We start from the raw sequence: 23,880 nt of genomic DNA on the forward strand, positions 1-23,880 counted from the left end.
GGGCCCGGCGGCGATGTCGGTCGAAAATTTCAGGTGGGCTGGCCTGTTGCATATGCCGCTTGTGCCGCGCTTGGGAATATCGGACAAGTAGCATATGCAATCTTTAGCGCTTCCCCTGCGAACGCTGGTCAACTTTGCGCTTCCCCCGCGCTGCCCGGCTTGCGGCGTGATCACGCCAGACCAGAATCAATTTTGTTCGGGCTGTTGGCAGCAACTGCATTTCCTCGCGCAGCCTGCATGCTCGACATGCGATTTGCCGTTGCCATTTGCGGGCGGCGTGAATGCACAATGTGGAGCCTGCCTGACGAAGCCGCCAAGGCATTCTGGCATCAAGGCCGTCTTAGCCTATGGCGACATCGCCCGTGATATTGCGCTCAAGCTGAAATATGGTGGAAAAATCGGTTTGGCACGCTTGATTGCCAGTCTGTTGCAGCGGCATGCTGCGGATCTGTCGACCGATGCGATTTTCGTTCCCGTTCCCTTGCATTGGACTCGACTATGGCGGCGGCGTTTCAACCAGTCGGCGCTTATCGGGCAGGAACTTGCCCGGCTTAGCCGGAGAGATTATTGTCCGGATGTACTTTTGCGCACCCGGCGCACGACCCCATTGGGCGGACTTTCGGCCAAACAAAGAGCGGCAATGGTCAAAGGAGCGTTTTCCATCAACGAACGCATTAAAGCCCGCATCAACGGCAAAGACGTCGCCTTGGTGGACGATGTGTACACCAGTGGTGCGACAACCGACGCCTGTGTTGTGACCTTGCTTAACGCCGGCGCGAGCAGCGTTACCATTTTTTGCTGGTCACGGGTTCTACCCGAGGCACTCGAACTTGGGCATTCCATCGACGGTCTATCTTGACGCGCGGCGTGCAGGCTCCCATCTGGGTAGCATGAGCGCATCCGTTGAGATTTTCACCAAATTCGCCTGCCCATTTTGCTATCGGGCCAAGGCACTGCTCGATTCAAAGGGCGTCGCCTATAAGGAACTCGACGCAAGCGGCGGGCCCGTGCGGGACGATATGTTGGCGCGATCCAATGGCCGCACCACCGTTCCCCAAATATTCATCAATGGCCACCATGTCGGCGGCTGCGACGATCTGATGGCTTTAGAGGCCGCTGGTCGGCTCGATCCGTTGCTGGCAGAGATCTGACTCCATGATTGCCTATGATCTGATTTGCACCGCTGGCGCGCATCGGTTTGAAGGCTGGTTTGGCTCGTCAGCCGATTACGACCAACAGAAGCTAAGTGGACTGCTTTCCTGCCCGGTGTGTGGCGATGCAGAAGTGCATAAGACGGTTATGGCGCCTAATGTTGGACGCAAGGGAAATCAGGTCGATGTGCCAGCTGTCCGAAATGAAGGTAATGAACCTGTTGTCGTTGCCAACATGCCGGAAATGCCAGCAGAAATGGTGGAGATGATTGGCAAGATTGCCCAGATGCAGGCAAAAATGCTGGAGAAATCGGACTGGGTTGGCGATCGCTTCGTCGATGAAGCGCGGGCAATCCACTATGGAGATGCGCCGGAGCGTATCATTCATGGCAGCGCATCGCTGGATGATGCGCGCGAGCTGCATGACGAAGGGATATCCGTCGCACCTTTGCCACTGCCGTTCGTTCCTCCCGACGCCAAAAATTGACGCTATCGAGCCGCGCGGCTAAAGCCGTCAGTGGCGCACCCGTAGCTCAGCAGGATAGAGCATCAGATTCCTAATCTGGGGGCCACAGGTTCGAATCCTGTCGGGTGCACCAGCATATAAAAGCCTTTTGCACTTACTGCGAAGAACACGCGACGCTCCGAAACCGGCCAAAGAAAAGCCCGCCACAGCAAGCTGGGCGGGCTCTCTGATTGTGGGTTTACGAAGCCTTACTTTGTAGCTTCCTTCGCGGCATCGCCAGCAGCTTTGGCGGCATCGCCAGCCTTGGCAGCAGCATCCCCGGCAGCAGCAGCAGCATCACCAGCAGCTTCTTTCATGGTATCACCAGCGTTGGCAGCAGCATCACCTGCTGCGTCTGCTGCACCTTCTGCCGCATCGACTGCTTCTTCAGCAGCTGCATCAACGGCTTCGCCGGTTGCTTCGACAGCTTCACCGGTTTCTTCAGCAGCTTTATCAGCTTCCTGACCGCCGCACGCGGCCAACGGCGCGAGCAAAATCGCAGCGACCGCGACTTTCGTAAATTTTTTCATGCAACTTTCCTCCCCGGATTGATTCCGGAAAGGGCAAGCTAATCCAGCGATATGCAGCGATGCAAGCGGAATCGAATGCGCTTGAATCACACGCCTGAAGTTAGAGGCAGGCCTCGAGATAAGGCTGGTCAAAGCCAAACTGCCGCGCCTTTTCGAGCGTGTAAGGGCGAACACTGCCTGAGACCCATTCACCCTGAATTTTGCCATCGGCATCTTCGTCGCGATATTCGAACTTGAACAGATCCTGTGTCACGATGACATCGCCTTCCATCCCGATGACTTCGGTGATCTGGGTGGTGCGGCGTGAACCATCGCGCAGTCGCTTAACCTGGACGATCATGTCGACCGAATCGGCAATCTGCTTTGAAATCGCTTCCTTTGGAATCTTGATGTCGCCCATCAAAATCATATTTTCCATACGGCCAAGGCATTCGCGCGGGCTGTTGGAGTGGAGCGTGCACATAGAGCCATCGTGACCGGTGTTCATGGCCGCCAGAAGGTCGAAACATTCCGCGCCACGAATTTCGCCGAGGATGATGCGGTCAGGGCGCATACGCAGGGCGTTCTTCACAAGGTCACCGATCGTAATCGCCCCATCGCCTTCAAGGTTTGGCGGACGGGTTTCCAGTGGCAGCCAATGCGGCTGCTGCAAGCGAAGTTCGGCGGCGTCTTCAATGGTCAACACACGTTCGCCCGGATCGATCATTTTCGACAGGGCATTGAGCATGGTCGTTTTACCCGAACCCGTACCACCCGAAATGACGATGTTCATCCGGCTGGCACCCGCAATTTTCAGCACGGTAGCCATACCCTCGCTCATCGAGCCAAAGCCCTTGAGCATGTCGATGGTAATCGGCTTTTCGGAAAATTTACGAATCGAGATCGCTGTGCCGCGCAAGGAAAGCGGAGGTACGATGACGTTCACACGGCTGCCGTCCTTCAAACGGGCGTCGGCAAGCGGTGTGGTCTGGTCAACGCGACGGCCGACCTGGTTCACAATACGTTGGGCAATCTGGAACAAATGTTCCTCGTCGCGGAACTGGATACCCGAAAGCTGCAGCTTACCCTTTTTTTCCACATAGGTCTGCATCGGGCCGTTGACCATGATATCCGAAATATCGGGGTCGCTCAGCAGCTCTTCCAAAGGACCGAAGCCCAAAAGCTCGTCGACGAGGACCTTTTCCAGCGCGAACTGTTCGCGGCGGTTCAGTGTCAGTTTGAGTTCGGCGAGCACCTCAAGGATGATGGGGCGAAACTCTTCGGTTAGCTCTTCCTTGTTGAGCGTCGCAGCAGCCTCGGGGTCCACGCGTTCGAGCAGGCGCGGCAGCACCTGTTCCTTGATCTTATGAACAGAGGCTTCAAACCCTTCACCACCCGCATTGACTTCCGCTGAACCGGCCGCACGCTCAGCAAGCCGTGTCATGGCGTCACTTTGAACCGGCTGCGGAGCGCCGCCACCAGGATTCAGATCAAGCGATTCGATGGACGGAAACTGTTCACCGCCGGGAATGGCTGAAGGTGCTGCAGGCTCGGCCCGTTGCGTAGAGGATGCTGGTGCACCGCCGCCGGACATCGGGCGGGCGACGCCGAAAGCAGGACGACTATTGTTCAATCCCGGTCGTTTGCCAAATGCGCTCACTGGAACCCCATATGCTGTTGCGAGTTTCGTTCGAGCCAGCGTGGTATCCTGAAATGGTGAATAATTAGGTAATGGTGGACGTACGACGGCTGCGCATTAGGTCAGAACATTCGCTTCGATGATGGCAACTTAGCGGCTAGGGATGGCTTTCTGACATCGCAAATTCGCATAACTTGCCTTGCGGTTTCCCACCATCGGAGTTCTTCATGCGTCACCAATCCGGCTTCACCCTTGCGCTTGCCGGGTTTGCGCTGCTGACTTGCGGCGATGCTACGATCAAATCGATGGCGGGCTTGTGGCCGGCACCTGCAATCGCCGCATTGCGTTTTTCGATTGCGGTCCCGCTTTTGGCGACATTTGTAACAGCTTCTCAAGGGCCTGCCGCATTGCGCGTGTCAAAACCGCTGATCCAGTTGGGCAGGGGCTTTTCCATTGCCGCATCATCAATGCTGTTTTTCATCAGCCTGTTTCTATTGCCATTGGCAGAGGCGACCGCGATCGTCTTCGTCAGTCCGGTGATTACCGCGTTGCTTTCTGCCTTGTTGCTGCGCGAACATCTGCAGCGCTCTGCATGGCTGGCAACGGCGTTGGCGTTGGTCGGAGTTGCATTGGTGCTGCGGCCTAATCTGGCTGAGGCAGGCGCTGCCGCATTCCTTCCGCTTATTGCCGCGTTCTTTTTTGCAACCATGATGATTTTGAATCGCCTCGCTGCGGGCACAGGATCGCCAATGGCCTTGCAATGGATATTGGCGACGGTGGCCGCGCCGATATTGATCATAGTTGCGACCGCTGGCCATATGTCGGGGTTGCCGGCTTTCCAGATTGGTTGGCCTGATGCCAGCGTTATTGCCAGATGTGCGATTGTCGCTGTGACGGCCAGTACGGCGCATTGGCTCATCTACCTTGGCACCACGCGCAGCACGGCAGCAGATGCCGCTCAAGCGGTTTATATACAGCTGCCCGTGGCGTTGCTGATTGACGCATTGCTGTTTCGCCACTTCCCCGATGCGATGGCATTGGGTGGTTCCTTGCTGATTGTTTGCGCAGGTTTGGTGATGTGGCTAAACCAAAAGCGGACAATCGAGGGCATGGGGCCATGAAAAACATCTTCGCCGCGCTGCTGTTGATAGCATCGGCACCAGCCATCTGCGACGACGCCAAAACGGACCTTCCAGCATGGATGACCGGTTCGTGGGAACGGATAGAGGGCGAAAAATGGGCGGACGAGTTTTGGACGCCACCCAAGGCCGGGATCATGATTGGTGCCAGCCGGTCAGGACATGGCGGAAAACTCGGTTTCTGGGAGCATATGCGCATCGTGCGTGAAGCTGACGGCAGACTTGCTTTTTGGGCAATATCGGGTGACCAAAAGCCGGTGCGTTTTGCGGCTGTCAGATCGGATCAGAAAGAAATCGTCTTCGAAAATCCGGCCCATGATTACCCGCAACGCATCCGCTACTGGCGCATGGACCGGAAACTGAACGTACAGATTTCGCTTTTGGATGGAAGCAAGGTGGTCGATTTTAGCTTTGAGATGATGGGGAATTGACGCACGCTGTATTGTCACTGACTAGCACATAAGAAGCCTCGCCTGAAATCGGGCGACGGGCTATTTATTTGCGATGCACATCCTGCGAATTCGGTGTCTGGCGATTGGCTGTTTGTTGCCGATGTCGCCATTGGCCGCAGAAACCCCATCCTACGGGATTTTGCGATCTTGCATCCTGACAATGGACACCGGTGATGGAGAATGGATTGCGTCGCGTAATCTCACCGAACAAGACAATCATGTCGAGGGGTCGCGCGACAGTTTTCGCTGGGAACCCAAAGCGGCGATCGAGTTTCAGCCGGGTGCCATGCTAAAATGGAGCATAAATTATCATCAGCTTGATACAAAAGCGCGATCCAAGCCACCGGCGGATCGCGACATTGGCGTGCTGTTGTATTTCAATTTTGCTGTTCTGAAAGAACAAGGCGAGCCCCGCAAACCGGAAAATAGCTGGTTACATTTGTTTCGCTCGACGGACCCCAAGGAACGGCGGTTAGGCGCAACAAGCCTTGCGACAGACATGTGGTGGGACAAATTCCGGGATGGCAGCATTTCGGGTAAGGCCTCGCTGCCATTGGACCATCTGCTCGCCTTCGGACAAGGCTATGATGCGCTGGCGTGGGACATTCAGTCTGCACCTGACCAATTTCGAGCGACGCAAAAACTGGCGAGGGGAATGTTGCCGATCGCCGCGATGCGTAACCGATTGGATGCCATCCCGAAATTGCGCAAAATGCTGGATAAAAAGACTGCGCGTTACAAACAGGAATGCGACATTCCGCTCACTGTGGTGCAATGAAAAAGGCCTGCCATTCAATCGAATGCAGGCCTCTTATAGGCTGAAAATTTTGCGATTGGGCCGGTGTCAGCCCAGCTTTTCAGCCAAAATCGTCAGGCCTTTTTCGCTGACCTCGGCCACACCACCATCGAGCGCGATGGTTTCGGGCGCTGCCCCTTGCGTCTTGTAGATCGCCACCTCGCCTGCGCGCAGCGTAGAGACCATCGGGCTGTGCCCTTCGAGCACGCCAAAATCGCCCTCTGTGCCGGGGACGGTGACCATATAGACCTCTTCTGAGCGAACGAGGCGTTCCGGGGTGACGAGTTCGAAATTCAGTGCCATGTTTTTTCAATCCTTACCCCTCCCGCAAGCGAGAGGGGCTGAGGTAAATCAAGCCGCTTCAGCAGCCAGTTTCTTGCCCTTTTCGACGGCTTCGTCGATGCCGCCGACCATGTAGAAGGCAGCTTCAGGCAGATGGTCATATTCGCCGTCGACGACAGCCTTGAACGACTTCACGGTGTCTTCGATCTGCACGAACTTGCCTGCGATGCCGGTGAAGACTTCTGCGACGTGGAACGGCTGTGACAGGAAGCGCTGAATCTTGCGCGCGCGGCTGACGACCAGCTTGTCGTCTTCCGACAGCTCGTCCATGCCGAGAATGGCGATGATGTCCTGCAGCGACTTGTACTTCTGCAGCGTTTCCTGAACGCGGCGGGCGGTATCATAATGCTCTTCACCTACGACCGAAGCGGTGAGAACGCGGCTGGTCGAATCGAGCGGGTCAACCGCCGGATAGATGCCGAGTTCCGAAATCGCACGGTTAAGAACGGTCGTTGCGTCCAAGTGGGCGAACGAGGTTGCAGGGGCAGGGTCGGTCAAGTCATCCGCAGGGACGTAAATGGCCTGAACCGAGGTAATCGACCCCTTGTTGGTCGAGGTGATGCGTTCTTGCAACTGGCCCATGTCGGTTGCCAGCGTCGGCTGATAGCCCACAGCCGAAGGAATACGGCCGAGAAGTGCGGACACTTCCGAACCCGCCTGCGTGAAGCGGAAGATGTTGTCGACGAAGAACAGCACGTCCTGGCCTTCCTGGTCGCGGAAATATTCCGCGATGGTCAGGCCCGACAGAGCCACGCGAGCGCGCGCACCCGGGGGTTCGTTCATCTGGCCGAACACGAGAGCAACCTTCGAACCATCGGGGGTCGGGTTGCCGTCCTTGTCCTTGGCGATAACGCCGGCGTCGAGGAATTCGTGGTAAAGGTCATTACCTTCGCGGGTACGCTCACCCACACCGGCGAACACCGAAGTACCGCCATGGCCCTTCGCGATGTTGTTGATCAGTTCCTGAATAAGAACCGTCTTGCCGACGCCCGCACCGCCGAACAGACCGATCTTGCCGCCCTTTGCATAGGGTGCGAGCAAGTCGATGACCTTGATGCCGGTGACGAGAATTTCGGTTTCGGTCGACTGGTCGACAAAGAGGGGTGCTTCTGCGTGGATCGGTGCGCGCAGATCGGTTGCAACCGGGCCCTGCTCGTCAATCGGCTCACCGACTACGTTCAGGATACGGCCGAGCGTGGCGGGGCCGACAGGAACCGAGATTTGCGCACCGGTGCTGCGCACGGGCTGGCCGCGGGTCAGACCGTCGGTTGAGTCCATCGCGATGGTGCGGACGGTGTTTTCACCGAGGTGCTGCGCCACTTCGAGGACGAGGCGATTGCCGTTATTGTCGGTTTCGAGTGCCGACAAAATGGCGGGCAAGGTGCCGGTGAAGCTGACGTCGACAACAGCGCCGATAACCTGCGAAACGCGGCCGGTTGCACCAGCGACGTTCAGCTTGGTTGCGCCGCTTGCCTTGGCAGCGGGGGCCTTTTTCGCCGGAGCCTTTGCGGCAGCCTTGGGAGCAGCCTTTGCAGCGGCGGGCTTTGCGGCTGCCTTGGGTGCGGCGGCCTTAGCAGCGGTTTTCTTCGGGGCGGTAGCCATGTTCGTCTTCCTTGCCTTTTGGATATCTTAGAGCGCTTCGGCGCCCGAAATGATTTCAACGAGTTCGGTGGTGATCGCAGCCTGACGGGTGCGGTTATACTGGATGGTCAGCTTGTTGATCATATCGCCTGCGTTGCGCGTGGCGTTGTCCATGGCTGTCATCTTTGAGCCTTGTTCCGACGCCGCATTTTCGCGCTGGGCGCGCAGCAGTTGCACGGCAACATTGCGCGGCAGCAGGTCGGCGAGGAGTTCTTCCTCATCGGGTTCATATTCGACCGAGGCCGATGCAGCGGCAGGAGCGTTGTCGTTCGACAGCGCAACCGGCATCAGCTGCAATTCGGTCGGCTCCTGCGTCAGGACGCTGACAAATTTGTTGAAGAACAGGTGCGCGACATCAAATTCGCCACCTTCAAAGCGTGCGATCAAATCGTCCGACCAGCCTTTGACGGCGTCATAGCCGAGCTTGCCCAGATCGCCGGGTTCCACGCTTTCGACAATGTCATTGCGATAGAAGCGGACAAGTCCGTCCTTGGCCTTTTTGCCGATTGTGTAGAATTTGACGGTCTTGCCCTGGCCCTTCAACTCGTCGGCGCGCTTGCGGGCGAGGCGGACGATGTTGGTGTTGAACGCACCTGCCAGGCCCTTGTCGCTGGTGGCGACAACGAACAGGTGGACATCGTCCTTGCCCGTTCCGGCAAGAAGCTTGGGTGATTGCGGGCCGACGGTGACCTTGGAAGCGATGGACGAAACCACCTTCTCCAAACGCTCGGCATAAGGACGCGAGGCTTCAGCAGCCTCTTGCGCGCGCTTCAGCTTCGCGGCGGCGACCATCTTCATCGCCTTAGTGATCTTCTGGGTCGATTTGACCGAGTTGATCCGTATTTTGAGGGCCTTTAGGCTAGCCATCTAACGATCCGATCAGGCGAAAGTCTTCACAAACTTGTCGAGTGCGGCAACCAGCGCCTTCTTGCTGTCGTCGCTGAAGTCGCGACTGTCGCGAATGCCCTTCAGCACGTCGGCATGATTGGCGCGCAGGTCGGTGAGCATCGCTTCTTCAAAGCGGGTCACGTCGCTGGTGGCGATGCCATCGAGATAGCCGTTGGTGCCAGCGAAGATCGAGCAGGTCTGCTCTTCGAACGGCAGCGGGCTATACTGCTTCTGCTTCAGAAGCTCGGTCAGGCGCGCACCGCGGTTAAGCAGTTTCTGCGTCGAAGCGTCGAGGTCCGAGCCGAACTGGGCGAAGGCCGCCATTTCGCGATACTGGGCAAGTTCGAGTTTGATCGAGCCCGACACCTTCTTCATCGCCTTGGTCTGCGCGGCAGAACCCACGCGCGATACCGACAGACCGACGTTAATCGCAGGGCGGATACCCTGATAGAAAAGGTCGGTTTCAAGGAAGATCTGGCCGTCGGTGATCGAGATCACGTTGGTCGGAATGTAGGCCGACACGTCACCAGCCTGCGTTTCGATGATCGGCAGCGCGGTGAGCGAACCGCCGCCATTGGCGTCCGACATCTTCGCGGCGCGTTCGAGCAAACGGCTGTGGAGATAGAAAACGTCACCGGGATAAGCTTCGCGGCCCGGAGGACGACGCAGCAGCAGCGACATCTGGCGGTAAGCCACAGCCTGCTTGGAAAGATCGTCATACACGATCACGGCGTGCATGCCATTGTCGCGGAAATATTCGCCCATGGTCACGCCTGTATAGGGTGCCAGATACTGGAGCGGAGCCGGTTCCGAAGCGGTCGCAGCGACGACGATCGAATATTCCATCGCGCCCTGTTCTTCGAGTGCGCGGACGATCTGTGCGACGGTCGAGCGCTTCTGGCCGACAGCGACGTAGATGCAATAAAGCTTCTTCGATTCGTCCTTGCCCTGATTGACGCCCTTCTGGTTGATGAAGGTGTCGATGGCTACGGCGGTCTTGCCGGTCTGGCGGTCACCGATGATCAATTCGCGCTGGCCGCGGCCAACGGGGACGAGCGCGTCGAGTGCCTTGAGGCCGGTCTGAACGGGTTCGTTCACCGACTGGCGCGGGATGATGCCGGGGGCTTTGACTTCAACGCGGCTACGCTGCGTGGTCTTGAGCGGGCCCTTGCCGTCAATGGGGTTGCCGAGGCCGTCGACAACGCGACCGAGCAGTTCCTTGCCGACGGGAACGTCCACAATGGTGCCGGTCCGCTTGACGACGTCGCCTTCGCGAATTTCAGCGTCCGAACCGAAGATCACGACACCGACATTGTCTGCTTCAAGGTTGAGCGCCATGCCCTTGATGCCATTGGCGAACTCGACCATTTCACCAGCCTGCACATTGTCGAGGCCGTGAATACGGGCGATACCGTCACCCACCGAAAGCACGGAGCCGACTTCGCTCACTTTGGCTTCGGTACCGAAATTGGCGATCTGGTCCTTGATGACCTTTGAAATTTCTGCGGCGCGGATATCCATGGTTTAGCCTTTCATCGCTTGCGCGAGGGAGTTCAAACGGGTTTTGATCGAATTGTCGATCAGGGTGCTTCCAATCTTGACGGTCAGGCCGCCAAGGATCGTGGGATCGATTTTGCTGGCAATCGCGACATCGCGACCGACGCGGGCTTTGAGCTGTGCGCTCAAGGCTTTGGTCTGTGCGGCAGACAATACGTGGGCGCTCGTCACCTCTGCTGTGATCTCACCACGATGGGCCGAAGCCAGCGCAGCAAAAGCGCGGGCAACACCAGCGGTTTCGGCAAGGCGACGGTTCTCTGCAAGCACGCCGAGGGTCTTGGTGGTCAATGCGTCCAGCTTCATCGCCTTGGCGATGGCGGCAACAACCTTTTTAGCCGTATCGCGCGAGATTGAAGCATTGGTCGTGAGCGCGGCAAAATCGCTCGATTCGCTCAGCGCTTTCTGCACTTTGGCAAGGCTGGCTTCGACAGTGTCGATGGCCTTTGCCTCGCGCGCCAGTTCGAACAAAGCGGTGGCATACCGCCCTGAAAGACTGGCTTGAACATTAGCCTGATTGCCGCTGGAATTGTCCACGCGTTTCGTGTCCCTGTACAGACTGGAATATGGTCGTGACCTGAAGCACGAAGGAATCGATCCTTCGCAAAGTCGACGGGCCGGTAGCAGGGGATTTGCTGCGATGCAAGATGGCCTGACGTCGAATTCTCGGCTTCTGCACTTACACGTCATGAGGCGGGGCAGATTAAAGACCGTAAGAGCAGTTTTGACGACAAGCAGCTTAATGGCAAGCCCTGTCATGGCATCGCGGTCGAACCCGTTCCATTCAAAAGCGAGGCGCAATCCATATCATGTGGTTTATCAGGGGCTATTTACTCTGCGCAGCTTGACCGTCTGACATCCCGGCACCTAAATGCAGGAGATCTAAAAGGCATTTGTGGGGAGCGGGTAGGTGATCTTCAAATCAGCAATCAAAATGATATCGACGGTATCGGTCCTGGCTCTCTCGGCCCCCGCAATGGCCGAATGGAAAGTTGCCACCAGCGAGCATTTCGAAATGTACTCGCAGGAAAAGGAATCGGAGGTAGTCGACTTCGTCGCCAAACTTGAGCGGTTCAACATGCTGCTCACTTATTTCAGTGGCGTGGCGCAGGAGCGCCCTGGGCGACGATTGAAGGTTTATTGGGTTCGGAACGCGAACCAGGTTCAGGAGATTATCCGCGCCATCAACAGCGGCGTTCAGGGCTATTATGTGTCAGCCACGCCTTATGGTGCGATTGCAGTCGTCCCAGGCGAAACCAAAGCCCGCGGAAGCCGGCACGCCGGGGCAGACAAGCAGGAAGGCATCGATCCTGAGGAAGTCATCTTCCACGAATACAGCCATCATTTCATGCTGCAGAATTTTCCGGTCGCGTTACCCGGCTGGTTTATCGAAGGCTTTGCCGAATATTATGGTTATACAAAAATGGATCCCAATGGCGATATCCGGCTGGGAAATTATGCCGAATCGCGCACCGCCGAGATCAACTATTTCGGTATCGCCAATCTGGAAAAGCTGCTCGATCCCAACGAACGATCCGGGATTGGCAGCTTTTACGGGACATCGTGGCTGCTGACGCATTATCTCAATTTCGATCCCGCCCGCAAAAAGCAATTCGATGGCTATCTGGCAGATGTGCAGAATGGGATGCCGAGTGTCGATGCGGCGAACAAGAATTTCTCCGGTGGCATTTCGCAACTCCGCAAGGATCTGGACAAATATTGGCGCGGACGGAATTTCAAATTCCAGACATTGTCCAATGTCCGTGACTATGATCGCGCGAAGATCAAGGTGACTCCGCTACCGGCAGATGAAAGCGCCGCGATTATCCAGTCGATCCGTTTCTATTCCGGAGGAGCCGAAGACAAAACCGAACGACAGCGGTTGCGCGGATTTCTGCAAGATGCCGCGAAGTCGCAGCCACAATCAGCCTTTCTGAAGGCGTTCCTCGCCGATATCTATTACCAGAATGACGAGGATGATCTGGCAATTGCGACGGCGGCCGAAGCCCTGACGGTGGACCCGAGCCACCACCGAGCCCGTCTGGTCAAGGCGGTTTCGTTGATGGAAAAGGCGCAAACGCTCGAAGGTGGCGACACCAAGCGCAACGAATTGAGCGCGGCAGAAGCCAAAGTGACACCGCCCGATCCCGACGGCACAATTGTGGTGACAGCCAGTCGCAACGCCCAATCGCAGCCTTTATGGGCAGAGGCGCTCAAGCTGATTTCGGCCGCTAACCGAGCCGACCCGGACGATCCCTATCCGCTCTATCTCTACTATGAATATCTGCGACGCAGGGGTGAGCCATTGAACGAAGTGGCGGTAGACGGCCTGACGAAGGCGCATGTCACTTCACCCCAATACACGCCGTTCCGCTTTGCACTGGCACAGGCCTTCTCGGCCGAGGGTGACAACAAATCCGCCGCCGCGCTGGCCAAGGCGATGGCATATTCCCCGCATCCCAGCACCGATCGCCGGATCGCGAGGGCTTTGCTCAAACGCTACGAATGTCTGATTGCTGATCCGAAAGCGGCGTGTGATTTCAAGGTTTTGACAGCGGAAGAAGAAGAAAAGGAAGAGAAGGCGGCAAAGGATAAGCCAGCTTGACCACCACCTGCTTGGAGAGAATGACATGGGCCAAATGACCAAGATGAAAATGTCCGACGGCGCCGAAATCGCCGTCTATCATGCAGAGGCCGGAGGTGAGCGTAAGGGCGGGTTGGTCCTGATTCAGGAAATCTTCGGCGTCACCGACCATATTCGCGAATTGTGCGACGAATATGCGGCGGACGGCTATGAAGTGCTCTCACCCGCCTTGTTCGACCGCGAGCATCCGGGGTTCGAATGCGACTATACCGGCCCGGAATTCGAACGCGCGGTTGAACTGGCGCGTAAGCTGCATCCTTTTGATCAGTCGCTCGCCGACGCGCAGACCTGCATAGATGCGCTGAAAGACAATGGTCCGGTCTTTATCACCGGCTATTGCTATGGCGGTTCGGTCGCATGGCGGATGGCGCAGATCAGCCCCGATCTGGCGGCCGCGAGCAGCTATTATGGCAGCATGGTTCCGACTATCTTTGCCGATCCGGCCCCGCGCTGTGCGACCATCGCCCATTTCGGACGCTTCGATCAGGGCATACCAATGGAGGGCGTTGAGGCGCTGATCGAAAAGGCGCACCCGACCGCGCAGATTTTCGTCTACGACGCCAATCACGGCTTTAATAGCGACCGGCGCAAGGATTATCATGAACCGAGTTCGGAGTTGGCAAGGGAACGCACGCTGGCGCTCTTTAAGGCGTGCGGCGGCTAGGTTTATTCAAACCAGACGGGCGTTGCCTTGAAACTAGGTGTCTTTGAACGCGGGTCGATTTTGGTGCCGGTCAATATATTGGCCTCAGGATAATAGGCCATCACACTGCCTTTGGCCAAATCAAAGGATTTGATCGTCACTCCTTCCATTCGGCCTTGCGCCGAAACCAGCGTAGCGGTGCCCCCATCGTTCAGCCCGTGTGCGGCAATGTCTGCGGGTGACAGCATGACCGTCCACCGGTCGGCATCGCCGCGATAGCTGTCAGTGCGTTCGTAGATGATAGTGTTGAACTGCCCTTCCGATCGCACCGTCGTCAGGATCAGGGGCGCATCGTGCGGTTTGGGTGTTGGTCGGGTGACGAAATGCGCCTTGCTGTCTGCCGTCTGGAAGGCGGGGGTGTGGAGCAAGCGGTTGGCGATGTGGAATTCCTGTTTGGCGACATCGATGTCGGCGAGCGGCTCCATACCCGGAACGATTTTGGCGATTGCTTCCCTTATGGTCCGGTGCTGCTTGAACGTCTGCCAATCAATCGGGCAGTCGGGCAACAAACGGGATGCCAGATCGGCCAGGATGGTCACCTCGGGCCGGACATTGTCGAGCCGGTCGATGCCGCCGTCGGAAAGTCGGACAAAGTTGAACATCGATTCCTGCGTTGTCGGCTGCCATTCTTCGTCGCGCGCGGTGACGGGCAGGATCAGGCTCTCGCCCGCATCGACGCCTTCGATATGGCCGCGGTTGATCGTTGTCGTCAGGAACAGCTTGAATCCGATCCGATCCATCGCGGTGCGCGCCCATCCTGATTGCGGGTTCGCTTGAAACAAATTGCCGCCCATGATGATCGCAGCATCGATATCACCTGTTTCGGCTGCCTTCATCGCGGCCATGGTGTCGTAGCCTTTGCTTCGGGGCAGTTTGAAATCGAAGGCCCGCTCCATCGCGACTATAACGTCGTCGGCCAGTACCGGTTTGACCCCGATCGTACCAATGCCCTGCACATTGCTATGTCCGCGCAAGGGAAGAAGTCCTGCGCCTAGGCGACCGATCATCCCGCGCAGCAGCGCCAGATTGGCGATATATTCGACCGTATCCGATCCGTGAACATGATGCGTCACGCCCATGCCCCAGGCAAACACCGCATTTTTGGCGCTGGCATAAAGTGCCGCGACGCGTTCGATGTCTGCGCGTGATATTCCCGCCGCAACCTCGATTTCGGTCCAGTCCTGCCGTTCGATATCGGCGCGCCATTCGGCAAAGCCGGTGCAGTGGTCGGCGATGAATTCGGTCGCTTCAGCGCCTAGAGCCAGCACGGCTTTTGCGAGTCCTTTGAGCAAGGCTATGTCGCCGCCGATGCGGGGTTGCAGATAGTCTGACGCGATCTCTGTCCCGCCGGTCAACATAGAGCGCGCGCTTTTGGGGACGGCAAATTTGATGAGGCCGGGTTCCTTGGCGGGATTGATGAACACCACATCACCCCCACGTTCGCGCACGCCTTTTAACTGGTGGATGAAGCGCGGGTGGTTGGAGGAGGGGTTGGCGCCAATGACCAGCAGAAAATCTGCCAGCCCCAAATCGGCCAGTTCGACGGTCGAAGTGCCTGTGCCTATGGTGGTGTCCAGCCCGACGCCCGTTGCCTGGTGGCAGTAATAGGAGCAGTTGTTGACATTGTTCGTGCCCCAGACGCGGGCGAGCAGCTGGAAGACAAACCCAGCCTCGTTTGATGAACGGCCTGACGAGTAAAAGAAGCTGCAGTTCGGGTCGATATCCCGCAACCGCGCCGCTGCATGGTCGAGCGCCCAGTCCCACTCGACCGGCTGATAGCGGTCGCTGCCTGCAGGTTTGTAAATCGGCGTGCCCAGCCTTCCAAGATGCTCGAGTTCATAGCCGTCGAGTTCGCGCAGGTCATCAAGGCTATGGGTCAGAACTTCGATCGGGATCGGCTGCTGTATATCGGTTGATTGCGCCTGGATCGACTTGTTGCAGACGCTTGGAAATTCACCCAGTTCGTTGACCATCCCGCCCCGTTGACCGCCCATACCGAGCCCGCACGCCTTGCAGGCATTATGCGAGGTGAGCGCCTTGGCGCTGTTTTTGAGGCCGATACGCCGCGCTGTTGCAAGCGCATATAGGACCTTTTTTGGGCCGCCGCCGACTGTCTGTTTGGTCATGCTTTTGGAATAGAGACAGATGACCGACTTTGAAAGCAAGATACGGGACGCGGCGTTTTTTGGTTGCGCTTATTCAGCAGAGAACGACCAAAGAAGGACATGACATGACTTACAAGATCACAGGACTATCGCCAGTCGCATATGCTCACCTGTTCGAAATGGATGATGCACAACTGGCCCAGATCAACGCTCGCCGCGTAAAGGCAGCGGCCAGCAAGGGCTTTCCTTGCCGCGTTTCTCTTGAGGATGCAGAGGAGGGAGAGAACCTCATCCTTTTCCATCATGTCAGCCATGACGTCGCTACGCCGTATCGATCTGCCTACGCCGTCTATGTTCGGGAAAAAGCGACAGATGCGGCAGAATATGTCGATCAGACACCACCGGTGTTTGAAGGCCGTCCGATTGGATTGCGCGGCTTTGATGCCGACGGAAATCTGTGCAATGCGGCACTGGCGCTTCCCGGACAGGCGGACATGCGAATTCGCGAACTGTTCGACAGCGCTGAAATCGCCTATATCCATGCGCACAACGCCGCGCATGGCTGCTTTTCGGCAGCAATAGAACGAAACTGAGATGATCGACCCCGACACCGCATGGAATGCCGTACAGCGCCGTGATCGTGCCTTTGATGGGCGCTTCGTAACCGGCGTGCTGACAACCGGCATCTATTGCCGCCCAAGTTGTGCAGCCCGGCACCCTGCACGCGCCAATGTGCGCTTCTTTGCGGATGGCGCAGCGGCGCAGCAAACCGGGCTGCGGCCGTGCAAACGTTGCCTGCCCGATGATGTGGCGCGAGATGAAATCGCCGTGACGAAAGCCTTGAAGTTACTCCGCTCCGATGCGCCACCGGCTCTCGAAGAACTGGCAGCAGCCGTTGGCTATGCGCCCTATCACTTCCACCGGCTGTTCAAGCGCGCTACCGGTGTAACGCCAGCAAGCTTTGCGCGCGCTGAGAGGGCAGGAAGGGCGGAGTCTGCCTTGGCGACGGAAGCGCGGGTGACCGATGCCATTTACGAGGCAGGCTATTCGGGCCCCAGCCGATTTTACGAAGACACGAAAGGACGTTTGGGGATGACGCCAAGCGCATGGAAAAATGGCGGGGCAGGGGTGGTCATACGCTGGGCGGTGGTCGACACGTCGCTTGGTCAAATGCTTGTCGCTACAACGGAAAAGGGGATTTGCCGTTTGTCCTTCGACGAAGACGAGCAAGCCTTGGTAGCGCGCTTTCCAAAAGCGCACATCCTGCCAGCCGATGCGACGACCAGTGCGATGATATCGGGGGCTGTGGCGGCCGTCGAAAACCCGGCACGGATGCCTGATTTGCCATTGGACGTAGCAGGCACGGCGTTTCAGGAGGCGGTTTGGCAGGAACTGCGTCGCATTCCGATTGGAGAAACCCGGACCTATGCAAACATTGCGGCAGCGGTTGGAAAGCCCAAGGCAGTGCGCGCGGCAGGCTCGGCCAACGGTGCAAACAATGTCGCTGTGCTGATCCCATGCCACCGCGTTGTGCGAACCGATGGCAGTCTTGGCGGCTATGCCTATGGTCTGGAGCGAAAAGCAAAGCTGCTCGAGCGGGAAGGTGCTGGCTGACCCGGCACGCATCCCCATGCTATAACTTCCGTCATAGCCCGGATTCGCGGCTATTGGCGGATATCGCAGGGTTTTTACATCCCTGACTTAATAATACTAACGGTCTGTTCACCCTTTTCCGCCATAGCGAATGCGATGCTGTGCGCAGTACAGCTTGTTTTTCAAGCGTCACCCTGCGGGCTTCGCGTGGGTTGAAAGGGAATGGGTATGGGCAAATCTTTGAAGTTTAAAGCTTTGTTGGCAATCAGCGCCAGCAGCTTGGCAACCACCGGTTGTTCGTCGGTCGGTGGTTCGAATCTGCCCGCAGCCCCGGCCATTCCGGCCCAACAGCAGGCGAGCGATGAATATATAATTGGTCCGCTCGATCAGATCACCATCTTCGTCTGGCGCAATCCGGAATTGGGCGCGAAAGTGCAGGTTCGACCTGATGGCCGCATTACCACCCCTCTGATTACGGACATGCCGGCTGCCGGCAAGACCGCAACGATGCTGCAACAGGATATCAAGTTGCAGCTTTCGCAATATATCAATGATCCGATCGTGTCAGTGATCGTCAACGAATTTGCCGCGACCAACAGCCAGCAGGTGAGGATTGTTGGCGCGACAGAAAAGCCAGCGTCTATTCCCTATCGCGCGGACATGACATTGCTTGACGCAATGATTGCTGTTGGCGGGCTGTCCGAATATGCCGCAGGCAACAAGGCCCGGCTCGTCCGTCACAACAAGGCGACCGGGCAAAGCCAGGAATATGCGCTGCGCATAGGCGACCTGATCAAGCGCGGCGACAGCAAGGCCAACGTACTGCTGCAACCGGGCGATGTGATCATCATCCCCGAAAGCATGTTCTAAAAGGTAGCGGCTCAGCGATATGAACGGATTGTACGACGAACTGCGCATCGCCGTCCACAGTGTGTGGAACCGCCGCTGGCTGGCGCTCGCCATCGCCTGGGGTGTGTGCCTGCTCGGCTGGCTGATCGTGTCGTTGATCCCCGCCAGCTATGAATCGAGCGCGCGCATCATGGTGCGAAGCCAGACGGTTCTATCTGAGAAGGTTGGGATTACTGCCAACGAACGGCGCAAGTCTGTCGAACGTTTGCAACAGACGCTTAACTCCTCCGCCAATTTGGAAAAGGTTGTCAAAGGTACGGATCTCGGGCGCTCTGTCGTTTCCGAGCAGGAATTGGCGAGCGCAATCGATGGTATTCGCAAGAACATCGCGATCAAGCCGGATGTAACCAACGAAAACAGCTTTTCGATTGCCGCATCACATACGTCGCCAAAGATGGCGCGGGACATTGTCCAAAAGCTGATCGATATTGCCGAGGAAGAGAGCATCTCGGGTGACCGCGGCGAAATGAATACGACGCTGCGCTTCCTCGATGCGCAGCTTGAGGCACGGCAGAAAGACCTGCAGGAAGCAGAGGCGAAGCGGGTCGCATTTGAAACGCAGAATCTGGGTATGTTGCCTGGTGTGGGTTCGGTTTCGGCACGCATGGAAGCAGCTCGCGCCGAACTTGGTCAGATAGATTCACAACTCATACAGGCGCGTAGTGCATTGTCCGCGTTGAACAGCCAGCTGGCGGGAACACCGCGAACGCTCGCCGGTGCCGGCGGCGGCGGCAGTCCGTTGGCCTCGGCCCAGGGTGAACTCGCCTCGATGAAAGCGCGCGGCTATACCGACGACCATCCTGACGTCATTGCAATAAAGAGTCAGATTGCGGCCTTGCGTGCACAAAGTGCAGGCAGCGGCGGCGGCAACTACGGCATGCCGAATCCGGCTTATGCTTCGCTGCAATCGATGAAGGCGGAACGCGAAGCTGCGGTTACCGCACTATCCGCGCGCAAATCGGCCTTGCAATCCGACATGACCCAACTCGCGGCCAAGCAAACATCCGAACCCGGCGTGTCGGCGGAATATGCGCGGATCAATCGCGATTATGAGGTTCTGAAAACTCAATATGACAAACTGCTCACTGACCGCGAGGCGATCCGCCTGCGCGGGCAGGTAGAAAACCAGACAGGTGCGGTGCAATTTCAGGTTGTCGACAAGCCTGCCATTCCGGGTTCACCTGCGAAGCCGAACCGGCCGCTATTGCTTGCCATGGTGCTGCTCGCGGGCCTCGGCGCGGGCGCTGGAACGGCATTCGCGCTGGGCCATTTACAGACCAGTTTTCCCACAGCGGCCAAGTTGGAAAAAGCCAGCGGTTTGCCGGTCATCGGTAGCATTTCGCAAATGCTGACCAGCGCCCAGCGTGAAGAGCGCAAGAAAAAGATGAAAATGTTCTTCGGCGGCACCAGCGCATTGTTCGGTGTTTTCGTTCTGCTGGTCATCGTCGAGTTCATCCAGCGTGGCATGGCGGCATGAAGGGGCCTGATAAAATGAACAAGCATACCCCAATCAAGCCGCCGGCGTCTCTGCTCGAACGTGCGAACGAACTCTATGATTTTGGAGCAGCCCTGCGTGGCGGCGCACCCGCGCCTGCGCCAATTGTTGATGAACAGACGCTAGAGACAGCACCGGCGCAGCCTGTTGCGCCCGCAGCTGCTCCGGCAGCGGTTGTGGCGTCACCAACTCCGGCTCCACGTTCGCCGACACGCGGGACAAAGCCCGTGGCCAAGGTCGATCGCGAACGTCTGTTGTCGCTCAATTTCATCGATCCCTATGGCTCGGTTACGGGCCTTTCGGAAGAATTCCGCATCGTCAAACGCCAGCTTCTGTTGGCCGCACGTGGAGGCAAGGGCATTGATGCCATTCCGCACGGCGAGCGGATACTGATCTGCTCGGCAAACCCCAATGAAGGCAAAACCTTTTGTGCCGTCAACCTCGCCCTGTCGATGGCGTCGGAAAAGGACAATCGCGTCCTTCTGGTCGATGCCGATTTCGCCAAACCCAGCGTGCTGGCAAGATTGGGTATCGAAGGCGGACGCGGTTTGATGGATGCGTTGGCGGACCCCGCTATCGACGTTGAGGATTTAGTAATCGAAACCGATATCGAAGGTCTGTCGATCCTGCCCGCCGGTGCGCAGACCAATCAGGATACCGAATATCTGGCTGCGTCACGTACGGCTGCTGTGCTCAACCAACTCACCAGCCACGATCCTTCGCGCATCATCATTTTTGATTCTCCCCCCGCGCTAGCTGCATCACCCGCTTCGGTATTAGCATTGCATGTGGGACAAGCGGTGATGGTCGTCCATGCGGATGTGACAACCGACAGTGCGTTGCGTGATGCACTCTCGCTGCTCAGCGGCTGTGAGCATATTCAGCTGCTTCTCAACCGCGCCAAATTCTCCCCAACTGGACGCAAGTTCGGCAATTATTATGGATATGGAGCATAATATGCCCAGACTATTCCCTCCTAAAGCAAAGCACGCGCTGCTGCTGGGCATGGCAGCTACTGCCGTGCCGCTGCCTGCATTTGCGCAGATGCTGGAGACCGAATGGGAGCCGATGGAAGCAGAATCTGCGCCGGTTAAATCGGATGAAGCCGAACCCAAAAGAGTATCGGCAGAACGTCAACGTCTGGAAGTCACTCCTTATATCGAGGCGCAGCAAGTTCTGCTTGCGGACCTTGATGACGGTGGCGACGTCCTGACCTATTCGACTATTGCTGTAGGTGTCGAAGCCTCAGTCAGCGAACGCAACGCACAGGCGCAGGTCAATGTCCGATATGAGCGGCTTATCGGGTATGACAGCAATGTCCGCGACCAGGATATCATCAGCGGCCTTGCACGCGGTACCGCGCGGTTGGGCAAGAATGTCAGTATTGAGGCGGGTGGTTATGCCAGCCGGTCAAAAATCGACAGTCGCGGTGTAACGCCGGGGACGATATTGGGGCGAACCGACAATGTCAGCCAAGTCTATTCGATTTATACAGGTCCGACCTTCGCCGCACAGATTGATGACCTGACGGTCGCTGCGGCCTATCGCATGGGCTATACCAAAGCCGAGGATGGCAATGTCGGGCCGCTCGCTCCCGGCCAGATTGCAGGCCCCGCTTTTGACGACAGTGTCAGCTATTCGGCCAATGCGACCTTTGGAATGCAACCTGGGCGCCTGCCTTTTGGCTGGGCTGTCGGCGGCGGTTGGGCACGCGAGGATGCAAGCCAACTCGACCAGCGATTTGACGACCGCTATCTGCGTGCAGATATTACCGTTCCGGTTTCGCCGACGCTGGCTGTGGTTGGCGGAATTGGGTACGAAGATGTCGAAATTTCGGAGCGTGATGCGCTGCGCGATGGTGCAGGTATCCCGATCACTACTGCCAGCGGTCGTTATATCACCGACCCCAATTCTCCGCGTCTGACAGCTTATGAAAGCGACGGTCTGATATGGGATGCAGGTGTTTTGTGGCGGCCTAGCCGTCGCACCTCGCTAGAGGCGCGCTATGGCCATCGCTATGGCAGCGACACCTATTATGGCAGTTTCTCTTATGCGCCATCCGAACGGATGGGTGTCAATGTTTCGGTCTATGACACGGTCTCGGGCTTCGGCACATCGCTGAACCGGACATTGGCCTCGCTTCCGGGACAGTTCACGACCATTCGCAATCCGTTGTCGGGCGATCTGGGTGGCTGTGCCTTTGGGCAAGCAGGTGCAACCTGTTTTAACAACGGTCTCGGGTCGCTTCGTCCCGCACCCTTCCGGACGCGCGGTATCACGGCATCGATGGTCACCAATGCTGGCGGGTGGAGCACAGGCCTTGCCGCTGGTTATAACCGTCAGAAATTCCTGACCTCTGCATTTGGCGCATTGCCCGAACTGTCCGGATTGATTGACGAAAATTACTTCATTGTCGGCACCCTGGGTCGCGAACTTGACCGCCGGTCGCGCTTTGAAACCAATGTCTATGGCAACTATATCGATCCGGGATTCAACCTCGCATCTGACATTTACAATATCGGTGCCAACGCGGCCTATTATCGCCAGATTTGGCGCGGGCTGACTGCAGGCGCAGCGGTTGGTATCGATAGCGTCAAGCAGGAAGAATTTGACGGTGAAGTATCGGCGTCAGCGCTGCTCGGTATGCGGTATAGCTTTTAAGCCTTGGCGACAGGAAAGATTGGATAAATCATGTACGATCAGTTTTATGGCCTGTCCGGACGTCCGTTCCAGTTGACCCCCGATCCGCATTATTATTTTGAAAGCGGCACGCACCGCAAGGCGCTGTCCTATCTGGGTTACGGCCTTGCCCAGGGCGAAGGCTTCATCGTTATCACGGGTGAGGTTGGATCGGGTAAATCGACGCTGGTCAGCCATTTGATGCAAACCATCGACAAAGCCAGGTTGACCGCAGCGACGGTGGTGACCAGCCAGCTCGACGGCGAAGACATGGTGCAGATGGCCGCTGAAAGTTTCGGTATCGACACGCGCGGCCTCGACAAGGCTTCGACGCTCAAGGCGATCGAGAATTTCCTCCACGCCGAAGCGCGCGCCGGACGCCGCTGTCTGTTGGTCGTGGACGAAGCGCAGAATCTGGCGATTGATGCGCTCGAAGAGCTGCGCATGCTGTCCAACTTTCAACTGGGATCAACTGCATTGTTGCAGATTTTCCTGCTCGGTCAGCCGGAGTTTCGTGATCTCGTGCAAGCCGCGCCCGAATTGGAGCAGCTACGCCAGCGGGTGATTGCGACGCACCATCTGGAGGCGATGGATGCGGACGAGGTTGAACCTTATGTGATCCACCGTTTGCAGCGTGCCGGCTGGACCGGTCGCCCCCAATTGACGCCCGATGCCTTTGCGGCCTTGTTTGATGAAACCGGCGGCGTGCCGCGCAAGTTGAACGCATTGATGAACAGGGCGCTGCTGATGGGTGCGGTTGAGCAACTCGACACGCTGAATGGCGATCTGATAGCGGCGGTCATTGCTGACATGTCCGGCAAGCGCTTCGCTTATGAAGCACCGCTTTCCGATCATGCGCCTGCTGAGGCGATCGCCCATTTCGAACGTCAGGCCGCAGCCGAGGTTGCAGAGAAAGCTGGTGCGCCAATGCCTGCGCCGGTTGCCGCTTCGGTGCAGGCACCTTCCGTCGACCAGGCCGCGTTGGCTGCCTTACAGAGCCGGATCGAGCGACTTGAGACGCATATGGTTGAACAGGACGCTGTCCTGCGACGCGTGCTTGCAATGTTGATCGACTGGATGGAAAAGGAAAACCAGACGCTTGCCGGTGAAATCCGTTCGATCCGTGCGGCATAGTT

23 protein-coding genes and 1 tRNA gene are annotated in these 23,880 nt (G+C 57.4%); 16 read left to right on the top strand and 8 right to left on the bottom strand.

Features of this window, described 5'->3' with window-relative positions:
• The first annotated feature begins 94 nt into the window (after positions 1-94).
• The 4 genes from DXH95_RS02165 to DXH95_RS02180 all read left to right on the top strand — a co-directional run bounded on the left by DXH95_RS02165 (position 95) and on the right by DXH95_RS02180 (position 1,750).
• A complete protein-coding gene (locus DXH95_RS02165) occupies positions 95-859 on the top strand; it encodes a ComF family protein (RefSeq protein ID WP_115547820.1) in 765 nt (254 codons plus the stop codon).
• Between the two features lie 31 nt (positions 860-890).
• Positions 891-1,151, top strand: a complete 261-nt coding sequence (gene grxC, locus DXH95_RS02170) for a glutaredoxin 3 (RefSeq protein WP_115547821.1) — start codon at positions 891-893, stop codon at positions 1,149-1,151.
• A gap of 4 nt (positions 1,152-1,155) precedes the next feature.
• Positions 1,156-1,638 (top strand): DUF1178 family protein, encoded by a 483-nt coding sequence (locus tag DXH95_RS02175; RefSeq protein ID WP_115547822.1) that lies wholly within the window; start codon positions 1,156-1,158, stop codon positions 1,636-1,638.
• 35 nt (positions 1,639-1,673) lie between these two features.
• A tRNA-Arg gene (locus tag DXH95_RS02180) sits at positions 1,674-1,750 on the top strand.
• A gap of 115 nt (positions 1,751-1,865) precedes the next feature.
• Here the strand turns inward: DXH95_RS02180 and DXH95_RS02185 are convergent.
• Together DXH95_RS02185 and DXH95_RS02190 are read right to left on the bottom strand one after the other, a co-directional pair.
• Positions 1,866-2,186 carry a hypothetical protein gene (locus DXH95_RS02185; RefSeq protein ID WP_115547823.1) on the bottom strand — a complete coding sequence of 107 codons (321 nt, stop codon included), beginning with the start codon at positions 2,184-2,186 and terminating at the stop codon, positions 1,866-1,868.
• A 100-nt stretch (positions 2,187-2,286) separates the two neighbouring features.
• A complete protein-coding gene (locus tag DXH95_RS02190; protein WP_115547824.1) occupies positions 2,287-3,825 on the bottom strand; it encodes a TadA family conjugal transfer-associated ATPase in 1,539 nt (512 codons plus the stop codon).
• A 206-nt stretch (positions 3,826-4,031) separates the two neighbouring features.
• Here DXH95_RS02190 and DXH95_RS02195 point away from each other — a divergent pair, with 206 nt between their 5' ends.
• The 3 genes from DXH95_RS02195 (at position 4,032) to DXH95_RS02205 (ending at position 6,173) form a co-directional block, all read left to right on the top strand.
• Entirely contained in the window at positions 4,032-4,925 is an 894-nt protein-coding gene (locus DXH95_RS02195) for a DMT family transporter (RefSeq protein WP_115547825.1), read from the top strand.
• Positions 4,922-5,374, top strand: coding sequence for a DUF6265 family protein (locus DXH95_RS02200; protein ID WP_239016514.1), 453 nt, complete (start codon positions 4,922-4,924; stop codon positions 5,372-5,374). The genes DXH95_RS02195 and DXH95_RS02200 overlap by 4 nt, the downstream gene beginning before the upstream one ends.
• Before the next feature lie 181 nt (positions 5,375-5,555).
• Positions 5,556-6,173 (top strand): hypothetical protein, encoded by a 618-nt coding sequence (locus tag DXH95_RS02205; protein WP_115547826.1) that lies wholly within the window; start codon positions 5,556-5,558, stop codon positions 6,171-6,173.
• Between the two features lie 66 nt (positions 6,174-6,239).
• Here DXH95_RS02205 and DXH95_RS02210 read toward each other — a convergent pair whose 3' ends face one another.
• The 5 genes from DXH95_RS02210 to DXH95_RS02230 are packed head-to-tail and all read right to left on the bottom strand — an operon-like array spanning position 6,240 to position 11,153.
• Positions 6,240-6,494, bottom strand: coding sequence for an ATP synthase F1 subunit epsilon (locus DXH95_RS02210; protein ID WP_115547827.1), 255 nt, complete (start codon positions 6,492-6,494; stop codon positions 6,240-6,242).
• 48 nt (positions 6,495-6,542) lie between these two features.
• Positions 6,543-8,135: a F0F1 ATP synthase subunit beta gene (gene atpD, locus DXH95_RS02215; protein WP_239016515.1), complete on the bottom strand. Its 1,593-nt coding sequence runs from the start codon at positions 8,133-8,135 to the stop codon at positions 6,543-6,545.
• 27 nt (positions 8,136-8,162) lie between these two features.
• Entirely contained in the window at positions 8,163-9,041 is an 879-nt protein-coding gene (locus DXH95_RS02220) for a F0F1 ATP synthase subunit gamma (protein ID WP_115547828.1), read from the bottom strand.
• A 12-nt stretch (positions 9,042-9,053) separates the two neighbouring features.
• Complete coding sequence (gene atpA, locus DXH95_RS02225; RefSeq protein WP_115547829.1) at positions 9,054-10,583, bottom strand: F0F1 ATP synthase subunit alpha; 1,530 nt, start codon at positions 10,581-10,583, stop codon at positions 9,054-9,056.
• 3 nt (positions 10,584-10,586) lie between these two features.
• A complete protein-coding gene (locus DXH95_RS02230) occupies positions 10,587-11,153 on the bottom strand; it encodes a F0F1 ATP synthase subunit delta (protein ID WP_115547830.1) in 567 nt (188 codons plus the stop codon).
• Between the two features lie 439 nt (positions 11,154-11,592).
• On the opposite strand from DXH95_RS02230, the gene DXH95_RS02235 reads away from it, so the two are divergent.
• Both DXH95_RS02235 and DXH95_RS02240 read left to right on the top strand, forming a co-directional pair.
• Positions 11,593-13,221, top strand: a complete 1,629-nt coding sequence (locus tag DXH95_RS02235) for a tetratricopeptide repeat protein (RefSeq protein WP_181883537.1) — start codon at positions 11,593-11,595, stop codon at positions 13,219-13,221.
• A gap of 34 nt (positions 13,222-13,255) precedes the next feature.
• A complete protein-coding gene (locus DXH95_RS02240) occupies positions 13,256-13,924 on the top strand; it encodes a dienelactone hydrolase family protein (protein ID WP_338061698.1) in 669 nt (222 codons plus the stop codon).
• A gap of 2 nt (positions 13,925-13,926) precedes the next feature.
• On the opposite strand, the gene DXH95_RS02245 is transcribed toward DXH95_RS02240, so the two are convergent.
• Positions 13,927-16,089 (bottom strand): FdhF/YdeP family oxidoreductase, encoded by a 2,163-nt coding sequence (locus DXH95_RS02245; protein ID WP_115547833.1) that lies wholly within the window; start codon positions 16,087-16,089, stop codon positions 13,927-13,929.
• A 104-nt stretch (positions 16,090-16,193) separates the two neighbouring features.
• On the opposite strand from DXH95_RS02245, the gene DXH95_RS02250 reads away from it, so the two are divergent.
• From DXH95_RS02250 to DXH95_RS02280, 7 genes are all read left to right on the top strand, one after another.
• Positions 16,194-16,661, top strand: coding sequence for a DUF1203 domain-containing protein (locus DXH95_RS02250; RefSeq protein WP_115547834.1), 468 nt, complete (start codon positions 16,194-16,196; stop codon positions 16,659-16,661).
• Position 16,662: 1 nt separating this feature from the next.
• Positions 16,663-17,682, top strand: coding sequence for a bifunctional DNA-binding transcriptional regulator/O6-methylguanine-DNA methyltransferase Ada (gene ada, locus DXH95_RS02255; RefSeq protein WP_115547835.1), 1,020 nt, complete (start codon positions 16,663-16,665; stop codon positions 17,680-17,682).
• A 207-nt stretch (positions 17,683-17,889) separates the two neighbouring features.
• The gene (locus DXH95_RS02260; protein WP_115549350.1) at positions 17,890-18,531 is read left to right on the top strand and encodes an XrtA/PEP-CTERM system exopolysaccharide export protein; all 642 of its coding nucleotides are present in this window, start codon (positions 17,890-17,892) and stop codon (positions 18,529-18,531) included.
• Positions 18,532-18,550: 19 nt separating this feature from the next.
• Positions 18,551-20,047: an XrtA system polysaccharide chain length determinant gene (locus tag DXH95_RS02265; RefSeq protein ID WP_115547836.1), complete on the top strand. Its 1,497-nt coding sequence runs from the start codon at positions 18,551-18,553 to the stop codon at positions 20,045-20,047.
• Positions 20,048-20,061: 14 nt separating this feature from the next.
• Positions 20,062-21,021, top strand: coding sequence for an AAA family ATPase (locus DXH95_RS02270; RefSeq protein WP_115549351.1), 960 nt, complete (start codon positions 20,062-20,064; stop codon positions 21,019-21,021).
• A 1-nt stretch (position 21,022) separates the two neighbouring features.
• Positions 21,023-22,726 (top strand): TonB-dependent receptor, encoded by a 1,704-nt coding sequence (locus DXH95_RS02275; protein ID WP_147291668.1) that lies wholly within the window; start codon positions 21,023-21,025, stop codon positions 22,724-22,726.
• 30 nt (positions 22,727-22,756) lie between these two features.
• Positions 22,757-23,878 carry an XrtA/PEP-CTERM system-associated ATPase gene (locus tag DXH95_RS02280; RefSeq protein ID WP_115547838.1) on the top strand — a complete coding sequence of 374 codons (1,122 nt, stop codon included), beginning with the start codon at positions 22,757-22,759 and terminating at the stop codon, positions 23,876-23,878.
• The last annotated feature ends 2 nt before the right edge of the window (positions 23,879-23,880 follow it).

Origin of the sequence: Sphingorhabdus pulchriflava, from assembly GCF_003367235.1 — a bacterium.
Taxonomy (GTDB): Bacteria; Pseudomonadota; Alphaproteobacteria; order Sphingomonadales; family Sphingomonadaceae; genus Sphingorhabdus_B; species Sphingorhabdus_B pulchriflava.